The sequence below is a fragment of the Hyphomicrobiaceae bacterium genome (assembly GCA_041397645.1).
Lineage (GTDB): Bacteria > Pseudomonadota > Alphaproteobacteria > Rhizobiales > Hyphomicrobiaceae > Hyphomicrobium_B.
Genome location: JAWKWE010000004.1, coordinates 2827752 through 2842993 on the forward strand (window position 1 = coordinate 2827752; position 15242 = coordinate 2842993).

The following is a 15242-nucleotide window of genomic DNA, read 5'->3' on the forward strand; positions in this document are numbered from 1 at the left end:
GTCTGTGTTCCAGGCAATTCTCAGCGCGCGTAGCGTTTGCTCGATGGGGAAGCCTGGTGCTCAACATAGTCCGATATAGCGACCTGTTGGCTGGTAGCGGCGGTCGCGCGATGGCGGTGAGCGCTCTTGCGGACGGGCTCAACGACATTTTCTTCGCGTCCAGCAATACCCAGACTTTTTCCAGCGATGCAGCCCGCTGCGCTTTTCGCCAGCGCTGGCTAGGGCGCTATCTGGACTGCGATCCCGACCTATGCTTCGTCGCCCTTGATAGCGATGGACGCATAGCGGGCTACATCGTCGGCGCCTTGGACGATCCGGCGGTCAGCGGACGTTTTTCCGACATCTGGTATTTTGCAACCTTCGCCGCCTTGACACGGCGGTTTCCGGCCCACTTGCACGTTAATCTCGCGCCGGCTTTTCGCAATCAAGGCGTGGGGAGCGCGCTCGTGTCGCGTTTCGTATCGCAGGCTTCGGCGGCTGGCGTTCCCGGCGTACACGTCGTCACCAGTGAAGGCGCGCGCAACATCGAGTTTTACGCTCGCAACGGCTTTCAGCAGGTTGGCCAGGCCGAACGGGACGGCGCGCGCTTGGTATTTCTTGGCCGCGAGGTCGCGCACGGTTGAACGGTAGGTCGAGGGGTGCCTTTTTTCCCACAATAGCGGCACGCGGCGCGGCCTGGCGCTTGAGTTTGGCCGTCCTGGCGTGGTTCATGTGCCGCCATGGCTTTCCGATTCATCCACACTGCCGACTGGCAGATCGCCAAACCGTTCACGCGCTTTCCTTCCGAGCTTGCCGGAGAGTTGGCGGCCGCGCGTCTGTCCGTTGTTGCGCGAATTGCCGAGATTGCTCGTCGGCATGGCGCGGCGCACGTCGTTGTCGCGGGCGACGTTTTCGATAACGACCGCTTGGATGCGCCGACACTGCGCCGCGCGATGGAGCATCTGCGGGCGCAATCCGATATTATTTTTGTCTTGTTGCCAGGCAATCACGATCCAGCCAAGGCGGGCGGCGTGTGGGAGCGCATCGCGCGGCTGGGTATGCCCGGCAACGTGACGGTGCTGGATGAACCGCACCCTCATTCCCTGACGCCGGAGTGCGTGGTGCTGCCCGCGCCTTTGACATCGAAGTCTCCCGGACGCGATCCGACAGAGTGGATGACGGACGCGCCGACAGCGCCCGGCCAAATTCGCATCGGTCTCGCTCACGGATCGATCCAGGGCTTTTCCGCCGATGGCGAGAGCAGTGTGCCGCTTGCGCCGGACCGGGCAGTGCGCGCGCGTCTTGATTATCTCGCGCTGGGGGATTGGCACGGCACCACGCGCGTCGATGCGCGCACGTGGTATGCGGGAACACCGGAGCCTGACCGCTTTCCCGATAACGATCCCGGCAACGTCCTCGCCGTCACAATCGAAGGCGCAGGTGCAACGCCGCAGGTGGACAGCGTGCGGTCTGCCCAGTTCACATGGGCTAAACGCGATTGCATGCTTTCAGATGGTAGCGACGTCGCAAGCTTGGATTCGATCGTCTCTGGCCTGGGACCAGCCCTCACGTCGACGTTACTGCGGTTGCGCGTCAACGGAAGTTTGACGCTTGCGGGGGAGGCGGCATTGCGGCAATGGCGCGAGAGCCTGGAAGGCAGACTGCGTCATCTCGAATTGGACGACAGCGCGCTCGTACTTCGCACCAGCTCGGATGACTTGTCGATCGCCGGCGAGGACAGTGCGTTGCGCGCGTGCGCGAGCGAGCTGGTGACGATTTCGAACGACGCTGCACGTTCAGACAGTGATGCCGCGAAACGTGCTTTGCAGATGCTGTATGCGTTCGCCGCCAAAGCGCGCCAGGAGGGGACATGAAACTCCTGGCATTGCGCGCGGCTCAGTTTCGCCGATTTGGCGATGGGGTTGCCGTCGAAGGCCTGTCGCCCAGCGTCAACGTGCTGGCAGGCCCTAACGAACTTGGCAAATCGACACTGTTCGAGGCGTTAGAGGCTGCCTTTCTGGTGCCGCATGGAACGACCGGCGCGCGCCTTGAAGGCTTCAGACCGCGCGTGGGCGGGGAGCCTCTGGTCGAGGTGGATTTTGAAATCGGCGGTGCGCGCTGGCGTATCAGAAAGCAGTTTGGGCGCGGCAAGACGGCGGTATTATCCAACTTGGATTCAGGCCGCATCGAAGCGCGTGCAGGCGAGGCCGAGGCGCAGCTCGCTCATTTGGTTGGAACCAGCGACGGTCCGGGCCGGATCGGTCTGGTTTGGGTGCGCCAGCAGCGGGCGTTGCACACGCCCGATCCCGACATCGAACCGCTGACCGGAAAACAAAAAACGCGCGGCGAGACCAACGCGCTGATGTCTCTCCTTTCTCAAGAGGTCGTGGAAGCTGCGGGCTCGAAACTTGGCGAGGATATCCTGTCGCGTGCGCGCGCCGAACTTGGCCTGCTTATGACGCCGGGCAGGGATGGGGCCAAGCGCAACGGACCATATGATCTTGCTTTGCGCGCGCGCAATGCGGCGCGTGATGACCTCGCGCGCGCCCAGCATGCCGCCGCTGCGAGCGAAGCGCGCCTTGCGCGGATCGGTGAGCTTTCCGTACATCTGCGCGCGCTCGAAGATCCGCGCGCGACCATCGAACTTGCCCGAAGGATCGACGAGCTATCCAAAACCCTTCAAGCAGCAGACGGCAACCGCGAGCGTTGTGCACGAGCCGCTTCAGACCTTAAGGCTCGACAGCTGGAAGCCCAGGCAGCTCGTGATGCGCTTCAACGCGCCAGGGCAGCTGATGCGCGCGAGCTGGAACTCGTGAACGCCTGCGCGTTTGCCGAAAGTGCCGCTGCGCATATCAAAGTGCTTGCAGACGCTTTCAACGCCAACACGGCAACCCAGCCGCGGCTTGCCAAGCTAGAAAGCGCGCGCGCAGCACTCATGCGTGAGCAAGAAGCGCTCGAGGGCATGAGCACCTTCGTCGAGATTGCGCCGGTCGTAGGTGCTGAAGGAATAATAACGGCGGATGGAGCGCCTGTTCTGCGCCCGCAGCGCCTTCCGGTGCCCGAGCGTATGACGATCGACGTCAAAGGAGTGGGCACGATCCGGGTAATTTCATCCGACGCGGATCGCGCAGCGGCAACATTGAAGCGGCGTGATGCGCTGGAACTGACGATCACTCAGCTGCTCGACGAGATGGGGGTCAGTGATGACGCTCAAGCTCATGCTCAAGCCGACGCACGCAATCAGACTTCGGTCCAACTCGATGCTCTGCGGATGAAGTTGACGGAGGTAGCGCCGAAGGGCCTTGCCGCGCTCCATGCTGAGCTGTCCGAGATCAAGACCCAACGCGGGCTGCTCGCCAATCAGGATCTTGTAGGGAAGGTAGAGGCAGCTAACGATGCCGCGATTGCGGCTCATACGGCCTACGACAGCGTGCTAGCGGAAGGACTCGACGAGGACCGCTATCGGGTTTTGCTTTCACAGAAGGATGCGGCCCAGCGAGAGGCGACGCGCCGGACTGAAGAGGTTAGGCGCACGAGCGAACAGCTGGAGCGTCTGCGCGGCGAGCAGGCCGGTATCGATGAAGACGGTCGCGCAGGCGAAGTTGAAATGATGTCAGGCTTGCTAGAACAGGCCGAGGCAGAGGTGCGGCGCTGGGAAGCGGACATTGCCGCGCTCAAACTTCTGACTACGACATTGGCGCGTAACATCGAGGATGTGCGCGCGCGCTATCTTGAGCCGGTGGCCAATGCACTGATGCCGTATCTTGCACACGTCTTTCCCGGTGCTGGTGTTACCTTCCGCGAAGGCTTTGCGCTCGAAGCGTTGATGCGGGCAGGCGAACGAGAGATGTTTTCAAGCCTATCGGATGGGACCCGCGAACAGCTCGCTGTTTTGGTGCGAATGGGCTTTGCTGAGCTTTTTGCCTCGCGCAGCGCGCCGGTGCCGCTCGTGCTGGACGATCCACTGGTTTATTCCGATGATGAGAGGCTGAACGCGATGTGCGGCGCGCTCAATCGCGCGAGTCAATCGTATCAGATCGTCGTGTTGACCTGCAGGAAAACCGCATTTGCTGCACTTGAGGCCAAGAGCTTAACTCTGAAGCCGTGGAGTGGCATATGACGCCCGTCAGACAAGGGCGCTCAAAATAAAAGGGTGCCTCTGCACGCAAGTTACTGAGCAGAGACACCGTTTCAAGGAGATTTGGGACGGGAACAGTTGTCTTTTGTTGGGACAGAATTTTTAGGGTGTCGCAGGTTCAGCGCGCGCCAGGCAGTCTGGGCGGCACAATGGTTACGGAAGCTTCCGACTCATCTTGCTGCTCGTATGACGGCGTGCTCGGCGAGACTGCCGCCAGAACCGGGCCGGTGTGTGCGGTCTGGGCCGGGCGGGGCAACTCGCTGATGGTTGCGCCTTCGCGCGGATCCTGAGTTGTTCGCCGCGACTTGCCTTCGAACATTGCGCCCTGCTCGATCGACAGCGCGTTGTGATAGATGTCGCCGTCCACTTCGCTCGATGCCTGAAGCATGACGCGCTTGCCGCGTACGGTGCCGGTGACGTGTCCGCGGATTACGATTTCTTCGGCGACGATGCCGCCTTTGATGTTGGCGTTGGGGCCGACGATAACGTGGCTGCCATGAATGTCGCCTTCGACGATGCCATCAACTTGCACCTCACCTTTGGAAATCAGATTTCCATTGATAATGAGGTCGGGGCCTATGACGGAGAGGCCTGCGCGCTCGTTCGCGCGCTGTCCTGCAACGAAAGGACGTGCTGGAAATGCGCTAGGCTGATCGTTTGCCGGAAGATTGGGTTGGCCCCGTGCGGCTTCGGGCTCCGACTTGCGGAAATTCGGCAGCATTAGTAACTCCCCTCTGACACAACTTAAGCAACGTCAAACAAATGTAATATCCCGCACTCGATCGTAGCCGCACGCACCACACCCCGTCCCGTCGAGCACGGCCGAATCGCTAACACCGATCTCTACCCCGGTCAGTACAGGCGGCTTAGATATCCACCTTTAATGTCCCGTTGATCTCTCTTTTAGGAGCTTGTTGTGCCGGGAGTGTGGCAGTAGGTCCACGCTCTTGGCTCCTGCAAGTCGAGAGTGGACGGTGCAGCCTCAGCCTTTGAGCGCCTTGACCGCTTCCAAGACTTCCTCGGCGTGTCCGGGGACTTTGACCTTGTGCCATATGCGGGCGAGTTTGCCGGCCTTGTCGACCAGGAACGTTGAGCGTTCCACGCCCATGTACTTGCGCCCGTACATCGATTTTTCCACCCAGACGCCGTAAGCTTGGCAGGTCGCTTTTTCCTCATCCGCAGCCAGCCGCAACGCCAAGTCATGCTTGGTCTTGAACTTGGCATGTTTGGCGGCGCTATCGGGCGAGATGCCTATGATTTCAGCACCGGCTTTGGAGAACTCATCGATAAGGCAGGAAAAGTCTTTTGCTTCAGCCGTACAGCCGGAAGTGTCGTCTTTCGGGTAGAAATACACGACAACAGGCCGTCCCTTGAATTTCGACAGTTGAACCGTTTTGCCGCTGTCATCGGGTAGTTTGAAGTCGGGCGCTTTGCCACCTTCTGCGAGCATGCGTTTGCCTTTCTTTTGTCGTTATTCACCGGGTAGTTGCAGTACGGTTGTCGCGTATCGAACTTGGTCCCGCGCTGCCGGGGCAAAATAGGAAATTCAAGCTCATTCCCCCTGATGTCGGCACGCCATGCGGCCATCGGGAACGAGCCTGAAATCGAGGAGCGACGTTGACGACTTACCCCACACGACAGCGTACGCAAGGGGGGGCGCCGGGGTCGCAGCCGGTCACCACGCCTCCTCCGCTGCCGCAGGGATGGCAAGACGCCGCACAAACGGGTGTGCCACGAACTGGCGCGCCGCGTTCGGGGCCGACTAAAGGACGCCCCGCGCGTCGCAAGGCGCGCGCGCAAAAGAAGACATCGCTCAGCCAAAAGATCGCCGGACTTTTTCACCGCCGGCCGGATAGTTCCAGCCGCGGGTACGGAAGGCGCGTTGGCCGTGGCGTGGGCAAGGCGTTGCTATACACCTTTGTCCCCCTCATCATGCTCGGGGTGATCGCCGCTGGCGTCATTCTTGTTCGGCTTCGTCACGGCCCCATCTCGTTCGACGTTGTGGTGCCGCCCATCGAGCGCGGCATCAACGCCGAGCTGGTCAACAATCAAGTCGATATCGAGGGTGCAGAGTTGCGACTTGGCAGCACCGGAGGCCTAGAGTTCCGGCTGCGCAACTTGAGCGTTCTGGATAAGGACGGGGCCGTCGTTGCGACCGCACCTCTGTCGGCCGTCAATATTTCCCTTCCGGCCCTTTGGCGCGCGCGGATCGTGCCCGAGCGCGTCATCCTCATCGATCCTGAAATTCATCTGAGCTTTACGGACGAGACCGGCTTGGCGTTGTCGGTCACGAAGTTGCCGACTGAACGGCCGCAGGTTGGCGGCAATGATGGGTCAGGGCATCCGGACCAGCCGTCCACTACAGTTGGCCAGGCGACGCCGGGATCGCCCAAGCCCGTACAGCCGCTCAATATCGCGAAGATGATCAGCGATGCCTCGGCGCGCGCGCGCCGCCAGCTCGACGCGTCGTCCTACCTGACTGAGTTCGGCATGGAGAACGTGTCGGTCGTGCTCGATTATGCCGGTCAGCGCAGCTCTTGGCGGATCAACGAGTTTAGCGTCGACTTCAATCACCGCCGCAAGCGCTCTGTGATCTCCGGCCGTGCCACGATCGCTTCGCAGCGCGGGCCGTGGGCTCTGACCTTCCTCACCGACGAAAGCGAAAAGAGCGACCGCATCGCGGTCAAGGCTACGATCCGCGACCTCGTACCCTCGACGCTATCGGCCGCCGCGCCGCCTTTGGCCCTGCTCAATACCTTCGATCTGCCTATTGCGGGCGATGCGACTGTGGAAGTCTCTACCGGCGGCGAGATCGCCAAGGCTGAGATTGCGCTGCAAGCCGGTAGCGGCCAGATCGTGCTGCCCGGCGTTTCCACCGATCCGTTCCAACTGACCGCCGGCCTCTTCCGGTTGTTCTATGACGGTGAAAAGCGCAACTGGGAGCTTGCGCCCAGCCCCGTGAAGTGGGCCGACGGCAATATCATGTTCTCAGGCAAGGCCGCTGACATCTCAGGCGACAAGGGACCGCCCGTTTGGCGCTTCACCCTCGATGGCAAGAACGGAACGCTGGAAGCCGGCGAGTTCGGTGTGCCGCCGGTGGCGCTCGAACAATGGAGCGTGCTTGGCTCGATCATTCCCCGGCGCGGTGTCATCGAAGTGGGAGATTTCCGCGTCAAAGGCGGCGGCGGCGAAGTTGCCATGAAAGGCATGTCGGTAGCCGGACCGCAGGGCCAAAGTGCGCGCGCGGAGGTGACTGTTTCGCCCATGCCTCTTGCGACCTTGAAGGCCATGTGGCCGCGCGCCTTGGCACCTGGCGCGCGAGAGTGGGTTGGTGAGCGTGTGAGCCAGGCCACCTTTAAGGGCGGCAACGTGAGGTTCGCTTCCGGCGAGTTCATGAAGGACGAAGGTCCTGCGGCAACACCTGGCATCGAGAGATTGTCGGCGACGTTTGAAGTCGGCGATGTGGTTGCAGTGCCGCTCGACGGCATGACGCAGATAACCGCCCCGCGGGGGCTCATCAGGCTGGAAAACAACGCGCTTGAGGTCACCTTGCCCGACGCGTACGCGACTGTTTCCGGTGGCCGCCAGGTACCAATCAAGACCGTGCGATTGGTCTCGCCCGATGTCGTAGGACCGCGTCCGGACAGCGAGCTGACGCTCAATATACAATCACCGCTCGGGCCATTGTTGGAAGTCGTGGAAAGTTTGCCCATGCGCGCGGTGCGCGAGGCTGGTCCGCTGCCTAAGGACGCCGACGGCAAGGTGGATGCGGCGCTCAAACTCAAAATCCCGTTGGTGTCGGGGTTGAAACCCGATGAGGTTTCGGTCGAGGGCAAGGCGCGCATTACCGACGGCCGCATCGGCAAGGTCGCAAACCAGTTCGACGTGCAGGGCTTTACCCTCGCGCTCGATCTTACTGACAGTGCGCTCGATGCCAAAGGCGATCTGCTGATCAACGGTGTACCAGCAAAAATTGTAGGCCAGCGCATCTTGAACGGTGCAACTGATGATCAGCAGCCACCGCTCAAGATCACTGCCAAGCTCGACGATGCCGACCGCACGCAGTTGGGGCTCGACATCAACGATCTGGTGCATGGCACTGTACCTGTCGACATTTCTCTCTCCAAGGGACCGCAAGCAGAGCCCGTCATCAAGCTAAAGGCCAACCTCACCGATGCCGAGCTGATGATCGATGCGATCGCGTGGAAGAAAGCGGCGGGACGGCAGGCGACGCTCGAAGCAGATATAGCAAGCGGACGAACGCACAAGACGGAACTGCAGAATTTCAAACTGGCCGGGGACGACATTGCGGTTGAGGGCTGGGTTGGCATCGGCGCCGACAATAAAATGAACGAGTTTTACTTCCCCGAGTTCACGCTCAACGTCGTGTCGCGGCTCGAAGTGCAGGGCACACGTGGCAATGACGGCATCTGGAAGGTCAAGGCCAACGGCAAGACATTCGACGGGCGCGACTTTTTCAGATCTCTATTCACCCTCAACGATGCGCAAAAGAATAAATCTGGCAAGCCCGATGCCGGCATCGATCTCGTCGCCGACGTTGACACGGTACTTGGAGCGTCGGACTTGGCCCTCAAGGGCTTGAAATTGAAGTTATCGGCGCGGTCGGAAAAGTTGGTTGCGCTCGATGCTCGTGGCCAGTTGGAAGGCGGCGCGCCGCTGGCGGCCGTTCTCGACAACAGTAACGGCACGCGACGCTTGTTGGCCGATTCCAGCGACGCAGGTACGACGCTGAAGCTCGTGGGCTTCTACCCCAACATTCAGGGAGGCCGGTTGCGGCTTGAGGTCAATCTCGACGGCAAGGGTCCTGCGGAGAAGACTGGAACGTTGTGGGTGGAGAATTTCAAGGTTCTGGGCGATCCGATCGTGAGCGAGGTTGTCGGCAGCGCCGATCAGGGCCGGCCTGCCATCGGCCGCCGGGAGGTCACGCGAGAAGTGTTCTTCTTTGATCGTATGCGCGCGCCGTTCTCGGTCGGGTATGGCCAGTTCGTGCTCGAAGACGCTTATGTCCGCGGTCCCCTGATGGGTGCGAACTTGACTGGAAAGGTCGATTTCAAGACGCGACGGATCAATCTGGGCGGCACTTACATTCCGCTGCAAGGGCTCAACAGCGCGCTGGGGGGTATTCCGGTTCTCGGACAGCTCATCTCCGGAACACGTGGCGAAGGCATCTTCGGCATCACGTTCGGCATTCAGGGCGATCTGAATAACCCGCAGGTGCTCGTCAATCCGCTGTCGCTCGTCGCGCCGGGCATCTTCCGCGAAATTTTCCAGATGACCAATCCCAACCCGAAAGTGCAGATCCGCGGCGACAACAACAGCTTGCCGCCCGTCGAACAGCGCGTGCGCGCGTCCGCGCCGCCAGCCAAGTCCAACAGCCGATCAAAGAGCGGCGGTTCGAAAAATTCGGGTTCTGCTCCCGTCACCGTCGACGGTTGGTCATCGACCACACAGCCTTAGTGGCAAGCAAGCGAAAGCGGCTGGCCCGGTGCTGGAGCCAACCGCAGATCAAAATGTAGTAACTGTTGCCTTCCTCAGACCGGCTTCAGCAGCACATGGCGCTTCTTGCCCAGCGACAGCTTGACGACGCCGTCAATGGAGTCGGAGGTTGTGAGCGTCGCCTTGTCGTCGATCACCGGACGGTCGTTGACCTTCACCGCGCCGCCTTGAACCTGGCGGCGTGCTTCGCTGTTGGAACTCACGAGCCCGGCCTTGACGAAGGCGGCAAGAAGGCCAATTCCGGATTGCAGTTGCTCACGCGAGATCTCGACCGTCGGGAGGTCTGCGGCAAGCTGGCCCTGCTCGAAGGTCTTTTTGGCGGTCGCGGCAGCGGCGTCCGCCTTCTCGCGTCCGTGTATGAGCGCCGTCGCTTCCGTTGCCAGGATCTTCTTTGCTTCGTTGATATCCGCGCCTTGTAGAGCGCCAAGGCGTGCGATCTCATCCATGGGCAACATGGTGAAGAGCTTTAGAAAACGCTCCACGTCGGCGTCTTCGGTGTTACGCCAGTATTGCCAGTAATCGTAGGCGGACAATTGCTGCTCGTTGAGCCAGACGGCGCCATTTGCAGTTTTGCCCATCTTTGCCCCCGACGACGTCGTCAACAACGGACACGTCAGTGCGAACAGATGATGCTTCACGCCCATGCGCCGACCCAAGTCGATGCCGGTGACGATGTTGCCCCATTGGTCTGAGCCGCCCATCTGCAGATTGCATCCGTAACGGCGCGCAAGCTCGACGTAGTCGTAGGCTTGCAGGAGCATGTAGTTGAACTCGATGAACGACAGCTCTTGCTCGCGTTCGAGCCGCAGTTTCGCGCTGTCCATCGTCAACATGCGATTAACGGAGAAATGCCTGCCGACATCGCGCAGGAACTCGATGTAGTTCAGCGGTCCAAGCCAATCGGCGTTATCGACCATGAGGGCATCCTTCTTGCCGTCTCCAAAATTCAGGAACCTGGAGAAGACCTGTTTGATGCCGTTCTTGTTGGCCTCGATTTCCTCGATGGTGCGCATCGCGCGCGTTTCGTCCTTGCCGGACGGATCGCCCACGCGCGTGGTTCCGCCGCCCATCAGCGCGATCGGCTTGCCGCCGGTCTTTTGCAGCCAGCTCAGCATCATGATGGAAATGAGCGAGCCCACGTGCAACGAAGGCGCCGTGCAGTCGTAGCCGACGTAGGCCACCAATTCATCCTTGGCTGCGAGAGCATCGAGCGCTTCCATGTCGGAGCACTGATGGATGAAACCGCGTTCGGTGAAGATTTTCAGCAGTTCGGACTTGGGCTGTGACATACGATAAGCTTGAAGTTCGGTGTTGGTCCCGGCCGCCACCATATTGATGGCCAAGCCTCAGCAAGGGGCTTGGCAGAAAAAGTTGCGACCAGCGGGTTGGAGGTCACCACATGAGCACGGGAAGGGGCTGATGGGCAAGCTGTTACGGGCGCTGGGCCTCATGAGTGGCACATCCATGGATGGAATCGACGTGGCACTTATCGTCACGGATGGTGAAAGCTACGTGGAGCGCGGTCCGGCGCAAACTTTCCCGTACAACGCGGAAATGAGGGGTCTGCTAGGCCAGGCTGTCACCGATGCAAAAGACCTGATACGTCGCGATGAGCGCCCGGGCGCTTTGCCGCACGCGGAACGTGAACTCACAGAGCAGCACGCGGCGGCTGTCTCCGCCTTCCTGCGCAGGCAGGGGATTGAGCGTGGTACCATCGATGTGATCGGCTTTCACGGCCAGACGGTCCTGCATCGTGCACCCCGGTCCCAAGAGGGTGCGACGATCAATGGAGCGAGCCCAAACGTCTTTCAATCGGCACTGACCCTCCAACTCGGTCTTGGCGAAATGCTGGCTGACTTGACCCGTCTTCCCATCGTTTATGACATGCGGGCAGCGGATGTCGAAGCGGGCGGGCAAGGCGCGCCTCTAGTGCCCGTCTATCACCGTGCTCTTGTCGCAAAACTCTCTCAGCGCCCGGTGGCGGTTGTAAACATCGGAGGCGTGGCCAACGTCACCTATGTGGGCGAGGGCAATCAACTGCTCGCGTTCGACACGGGACCAGGCAGTGCGCTGATCGACGATTTGGTGCGCGCGTACGATGCAGGAACGTGTGATACCGATGGCGCGCTGGCCGCCAAGGGCCGTATCCAGCACGACATCGTGACGGCATATCTGAGCGATCCTTATTTCGCTCGGGTGCCACCAAAGTCGCTCGATCGCAACGCCTTTAACCGATCGCTTGTCGCCGCTTTGCGCTTGGAAGATGCCGCGGCGACGCTGAGCGCATTCACGGCTGAAGCCATTGCGCGGGCCAGATCCTATATGCCGCAAGAACCGGAACTTTGGATTGTGTGCGGTGGCGGGCGCAAGAACAAGACACTGATGAAGATGATCGCTGAGCGCGTCGAGAATGCCGTCGTGCCAGCCGAAGCCGCGGGCCTCGACGGCGACGCGCTCGAAGCCGAGGCATGGGGCTATCTTGCGGTTCGGTCCCTGGCAGGCCTTCCGCTGACATATCCTGGGACGACCGGCGTGGCGGCGGCAATGTGCGGTGGTCGGCTGGCGAAACCGGCCAAACCCTGGGGCTGCTGATTTATGACAAGAATCCGAGGAGTTACGGCATGACGATGCTTCGAGCCGGGTTTACCGTTGCCATGATCATTTTTGGATTGGCTTCCGCGTTGCTGGGTGGTGTCGTGCTCTTCAGTGCCTTGCGTACCGGCTCAATAACTGTGAGCTATGGCTCGGGTGCGGATGCGGTGAAGCAGGTGCTGACATATGCGGGTGAGAGAACTCGCTTCTTGCAGTTCACAGGTTTGCTCGGCTTGATGCCATTCCTGATCGGCTTGGTGTTAGCGCGGATGGGTTTCCGGGCGATCCGCCGCTCATAAAAGAAGACCTCCCGGAGGGTTCCGGGAGGTCTGCAAGAGCACTATTTCTTTTATTGTTATTATTCGTCGCCGTCATCGTCGCCACCGGCGGGAGTCGCACTGGTGGCTTCCATGCGTTCAAGCTCACGCTGGCGGGCGCGTTCGCGTTCACGTTCGCGCTCACGTTCTTTTTCGCGCGCACGATCCTTTTCGAACTGGACCATGCGTTCATCGACATAGGAGCCGACGATCTGATCAAGCTCTTCGGTCTTGTCTTCGAAGAAGTGGTTGGCGCCCGGAATTACTTCGTGGGTGATCTTGATGCCCTTCTGGGTCTTGAGCTTGGCCGACATATCAGCAACAGCGGCGGTCGGGACAACGCGGTCCTTGTCGCCGTTGATCATCAGGCCGGACGAGGGGCAGGGCGCCAGGAATGAGAAATCATAGAGGTTGGAAGGCGGCGCAACGCAGATAAACCCGTCGATCTCGGGGCGGCGCATCAATAGCTGCATGGCGATCCAGGTGCCGAACGATACGCCGGCAATCCAGCAGGTCTTGGCGTCGGGTTTGACAAGCTGCAGCCAATCGAGCGCGCTTGCCGCATCCGCCAGCTCGCCCGGCCCGCCGTCCCACACGCCCTGGCTGCGGCCAACGCCACGGAAATTAAACCGAAGCACCGAAAATCCCCTGGCGGCGAACGTGTGGTAGAGCGTGTAGACCACCTGATTGTTCATGGTGCCCCCGAATTGCGGGTGGGGGTGCAGAATGAGTGCGATCGGGCTGTCGCTCTTGGTTTCGTGGTGGTAGCGGGCCTCAATCCGGCCAGCCGGGCCGTTGATGATCAATTCGGGCATCGGGCTCTTTCTTGATCTTTTAAGTTAATCAGCATGTTAGATTCTTCTGCGGACGTTTCTTGGCTGCCGCGGGGCAATTGTCGTTCACGACCTCGTGGTGCGCGCTTTCGATCCTTGACTTGGCGGCTCGGGATTTACATAGTGCGGCAAGTTTAGAACCGTTCGAAAAACCCGGCGCCCGTATATTGTCACCACATCAGGGCGCGTCTCTTAGCACGAGACGGGGTGTCGAACGCAAGTGTTTGGATTTCGTCACCACTTGGGGTGGCACAAGTCCAGGAGCAGCGTTACGTGGAACTGACCACAAGGGGCCGTTACGCCGTCATGGCGATGGCCGATCTAGCGCGTATGGATGGGACACGCGCCCATCCGCTGTCGCAGATCGCCGACAACCAGAAGCTGCCGCTGTCCTATCTTGAACAGCTCTTCCTCAATTTGCGCCGTGCGGGGCTGGTGGAGAGCGCGCGCGGTCGTGCGGGCGGATACCGCCTGGCGCGGTCTGCGCGTGATATCTCCGTCTCAGACGTCATGGCTGCGGTCGAAGAAGACACGCATTTCACCCGCTGTAACGAACACGGCGAAGAAGGCTGCCTCCCCGGCGAACGTTGTCTCACACATGGGCTGTGGAAGAGGCTGAGCGATGTCACCAGCGACTATCTGAAATCGGTTTCGCTTGAAGATGTCGTTGCGGGTCGCACGGAGCGGGGTTCGGTGGCTTCCGCAACGTCCGCAACGTCCGCAACGTCAGTGACGACTCCTGCGCGCATTTATCTGGACTACAACGCAACCGCCCCACTATGCCCGCAAGCTCGGGACGCCATGGTGGCCGCACTCGATTACACGGGCAATCCCTCGTCGGTCCATGCCGAGGGTCGCCGCGCACGCGGTATCATCGAGACGGCACGCGAGCAGGTAGCTGCGCTCATCAATGCCAAGCCGTCTGAAGTCGTGTTCACAAGTGGGGCGACGGAAGCCAACGCCTGGGCGATGGCGCAGGGCTTCGACACGGTGTTCGCCGCTGGTGTCGAGCACGATTCAATCTTGGCTTCTGCCCGTGCAAGCGCCAAGCGCGTCATTGAGGTGCCGGTCGGCAAGGACGGAGTTGCCCAGGTAGAGGCTATTGCACGGGACGTGCTGAAGCGCGCGGACCTTGGGCGCGTCGCGGCAACGCTTCAAATGGCCAACAACGAAACCGGCACGATTGAGCCTGTTTCCGATCTCGCGCACTTTGCGCGGGAGCACGGGCTTTTCATGCATACGGATGCCGTTCAGGCGGCGGGCCGTATCGAAATTGACTTTGCGGAGCTTCCCGTCACCACGCTTGCGCTTTCGGCGCATAAGATGGGTGGGCCGAAAGGCGTCGGTGCGCTGGTGATCCGCGATCATGTCGATCTCAATCCGCTGATCCGCGGTGGAGGTCAGGAACGCCGCCGTCGCGCGGGAACAGAGAATGTTGCAGCAATCGCCGGATTCGGGGCCGCAGCTGTTGCGGCTCGGGCCGCGCTGAAGGACGTCGCACGCATTGCGCGGTTGCGTGACCGGTTGGAAGAGGCAATTGCAGCGGTTTCGCCACAGACGCTTATCATCGGCGCAGACGCGCCGCGTCTGGCCAATACCTGCTGTCTTGCGCTGCCGGGTAGCAGCGCGGAATCGCTGGTGATCAAGCTCGATCTTGCCGGTATCGCCGTGAGCGCGGGATCGGCCTGCTCCTCGGGCAAAGTAGGCGCAAGCCATGTGCTTTCGGCCATGGGGCTGGAACCCGCAATTGCAAAAAGCGCGGTGCGCGTGAGCATCGGGCCTCAGACAACCGCGCACGATCTGGCGGCTTTCGTGGCCGCATGGAAGACAATCGCAGCCAAGACCGCCGCCGCGGCTTGAGCGCAG

General features: G+C 60.8%; 11 protein-coding genes. 7 read left to right on the forward strand and 4 right to left on the reverse strand.

The genetic code is table 11. The features are described 5' to 3' along the window. Positions 1-56: 56 nt before the first annotated feature. From R3D51_13220 to R3D51_13230, 3 genes are all read left to right on the forward strand, one after another. On the forward strand, positions 57-623 hold the full coding sequence (locus tag R3D51_13220) for a GNAT family N-acetyltransferase (protein MEZ5900438.1): 567 nt from the start codon (positions 57-59) through the stop codon (positions 621-623). A gap of 96 nt (positions 624-719) precedes the next feature. Continuing rightward, a complete protein-coding gene (locus tag R3D51_13225) occupies positions 720-1853 on the forward strand; it encodes a DNA repair exonuclease (GenBank protein MEZ5900439.1) in 1134 nt (377 codons plus the stop codon). Further along, a complete protein-coding gene (locus tag R3D51_13230; GenBank protein MEZ5900440.1) occupies positions 1850-4099 on the forward strand; it encodes a hypothetical protein in 2250 nt (749 codons plus the stop codon). The genes R3D51_13225 and R3D51_13230 overlap by 4 nt, the downstream gene beginning before the upstream one ends. Positions 4100-4235: 136 nt before the next feature. On the opposite strand, the gene R3D51_13235 is transcribed toward R3D51_13230, so the two are convergent. Beyond that, positions 4236-4838 carry a polymer-forming cytoskeletal protein gene (locus R3D51_13235; GenBank protein ID MEZ5900441.1) on the reverse strand — a complete coding sequence of 201 codons (603 nt, stop codon included), beginning with the start codon at positions 4836-4838 and terminating at the stop codon, positions 4236-4238. A 261-nt stretch (positions 4839-5099) separates the two neighbouring features. Continuing rightward, a complete protein-coding gene (gene bcp, locus R3D51_13240) occupies positions 5100-5567 on the reverse strand; it encodes a thioredoxin-dependent thiol peroxidase (protein MEZ5900442.1) in 468 nt (155 codons plus the stop codon). Between the two features lie 443 nt (positions 5568-6010). Here bcp and R3D51_13245 point away from each other — a divergent pair, with 443 nt between their 5' ends. Continuing rightward, entirely contained in the window at positions 6011-9595 is a 3585-nt protein-coding gene (locus R3D51_13245) for an AsmA-like C-terminal region-containing protein (protein ID MEZ5900443.1), read from the forward strand. Positions 9596-9669: 74 nt separating this feature from the next. On the opposite strand, the gene tyrS is transcribed toward R3D51_13245, so the two are convergent. Next, on the reverse strand, positions 9670-10923 hold the full coding sequence (gene tyrS, locus R3D51_13250) for a tyrosine--tRNA ligase (GenBank protein ID MEZ5900444.1): 1254 nt from the start codon (positions 10921-10923) through the stop codon (positions 9670-9672). A gap of 130 nt (positions 10924-11053) precedes the next feature. Between tyrS and R3D51_13255 the strand changes: the two genes are divergently transcribed. Beyond that, on the forward strand, positions 11054-12226 hold the full coding sequence (locus tag R3D51_13255) for an anhydro-N-acetylmuramic acid kinase (GenBank protein MEZ5900445.1): 1173 nt from the start codon (positions 11054-11056) through the stop codon (positions 12224-12226). Positions 12227-12255: 29 nt separating this feature from the next. Next, positions 12256-12525: a hypothetical protein gene (locus R3D51_13260; protein MEZ5900446.1), complete on the forward strand. Its 270-nt coding sequence runs from the start codon at positions 12256-12258 to the stop codon at positions 12523-12525. 59 nt (positions 12526-12584) lie between these two features. Here the strand turns inward: R3D51_13260 and R3D51_13265 are convergent, their stop codons facing one another. Continuing rightward, positions 12585-13358 (reverse strand): alpha/beta hydrolase, encoded by a 774-nt coding sequence (locus R3D51_13265; protein MEZ5900447.1) that lies wholly within the window; start codon positions 13356-13358, stop codon positions 12585-12587. Positions 13359-13649: 291 nt separating this feature from the next. On the opposite strand from R3D51_13265, the gene R3D51_13270 reads away from it, so the two are divergent. Further along, positions 13650-15236: an aminotransferase class V-fold PLP-dependent enzyme gene (locus tag R3D51_13270; protein ID MEZ5900448.1), complete on the forward strand. Its 1587-nt coding sequence runs from the start codon at positions 13650-13652 to the stop codon at positions 15234-15236. Positions 15237-15242 lie beyond the last annotated feature (6 nt).

Excerpts from the sequence above, each read along its gene's own strand:
- R3D51_13225 (MEZ5900439.1), top strand. The coding sequence starts at position 720 with ATGGCTTTCCGATTCATCCACACTGCCGACTGGCAGATCGCCAAACCG.
- R3D51_13235 (MEZ5900441.1), bottom strand. The coding sequence starts at position 4,838 with ATGCTGCCGAATTTCCGCAAGTCGGAGCCCGAAGCCGCACGGGGCCAA.
- R3D51_13260 (MEZ5900446.1), top strand. The coding sequence starts at position 12,256 with ATGACGATGCTTCGAGCCGGGTTTACCGTTGCCATGATCATTTTTGGA.
- bcp (MEZ5900442.1), bottom strand. The coding sequence starts at position 5,567 with ATGCTCGCAGAAGGTGGCAAAGCGCCCGACTTCAAACTACCCGATGAC.
- tyrS (MEZ5900444.1), bottom strand. The coding sequence starts at position 10,923 with ATGTCACAGCCCAAGTCCGAACTGCTGAAAATCTTCACCGAACGCGGT.
- R3D51_13255 (MEZ5900445.1), top strand. The coding sequence starts at position 11,054 with ATGGGCAAGCTGTTACGGGCGCTGGGCCTCATGAGTGGCACATCCATG.
- R3D51_13230 (MEZ5900440.1), top strand. The coding sequence starts at position 1,850 with ATGAAACTCCTGGCATTGCGCGCGGCTCAGTTTCGCCGATTTGGCGAT.
- R3D51_13265 (MEZ5900447.1), bottom strand. The coding sequence starts at position 13,358 with ATGCCCGAATTGATCATCAACGGCCCGGCTGGCCGGATTGAGGCCCGC.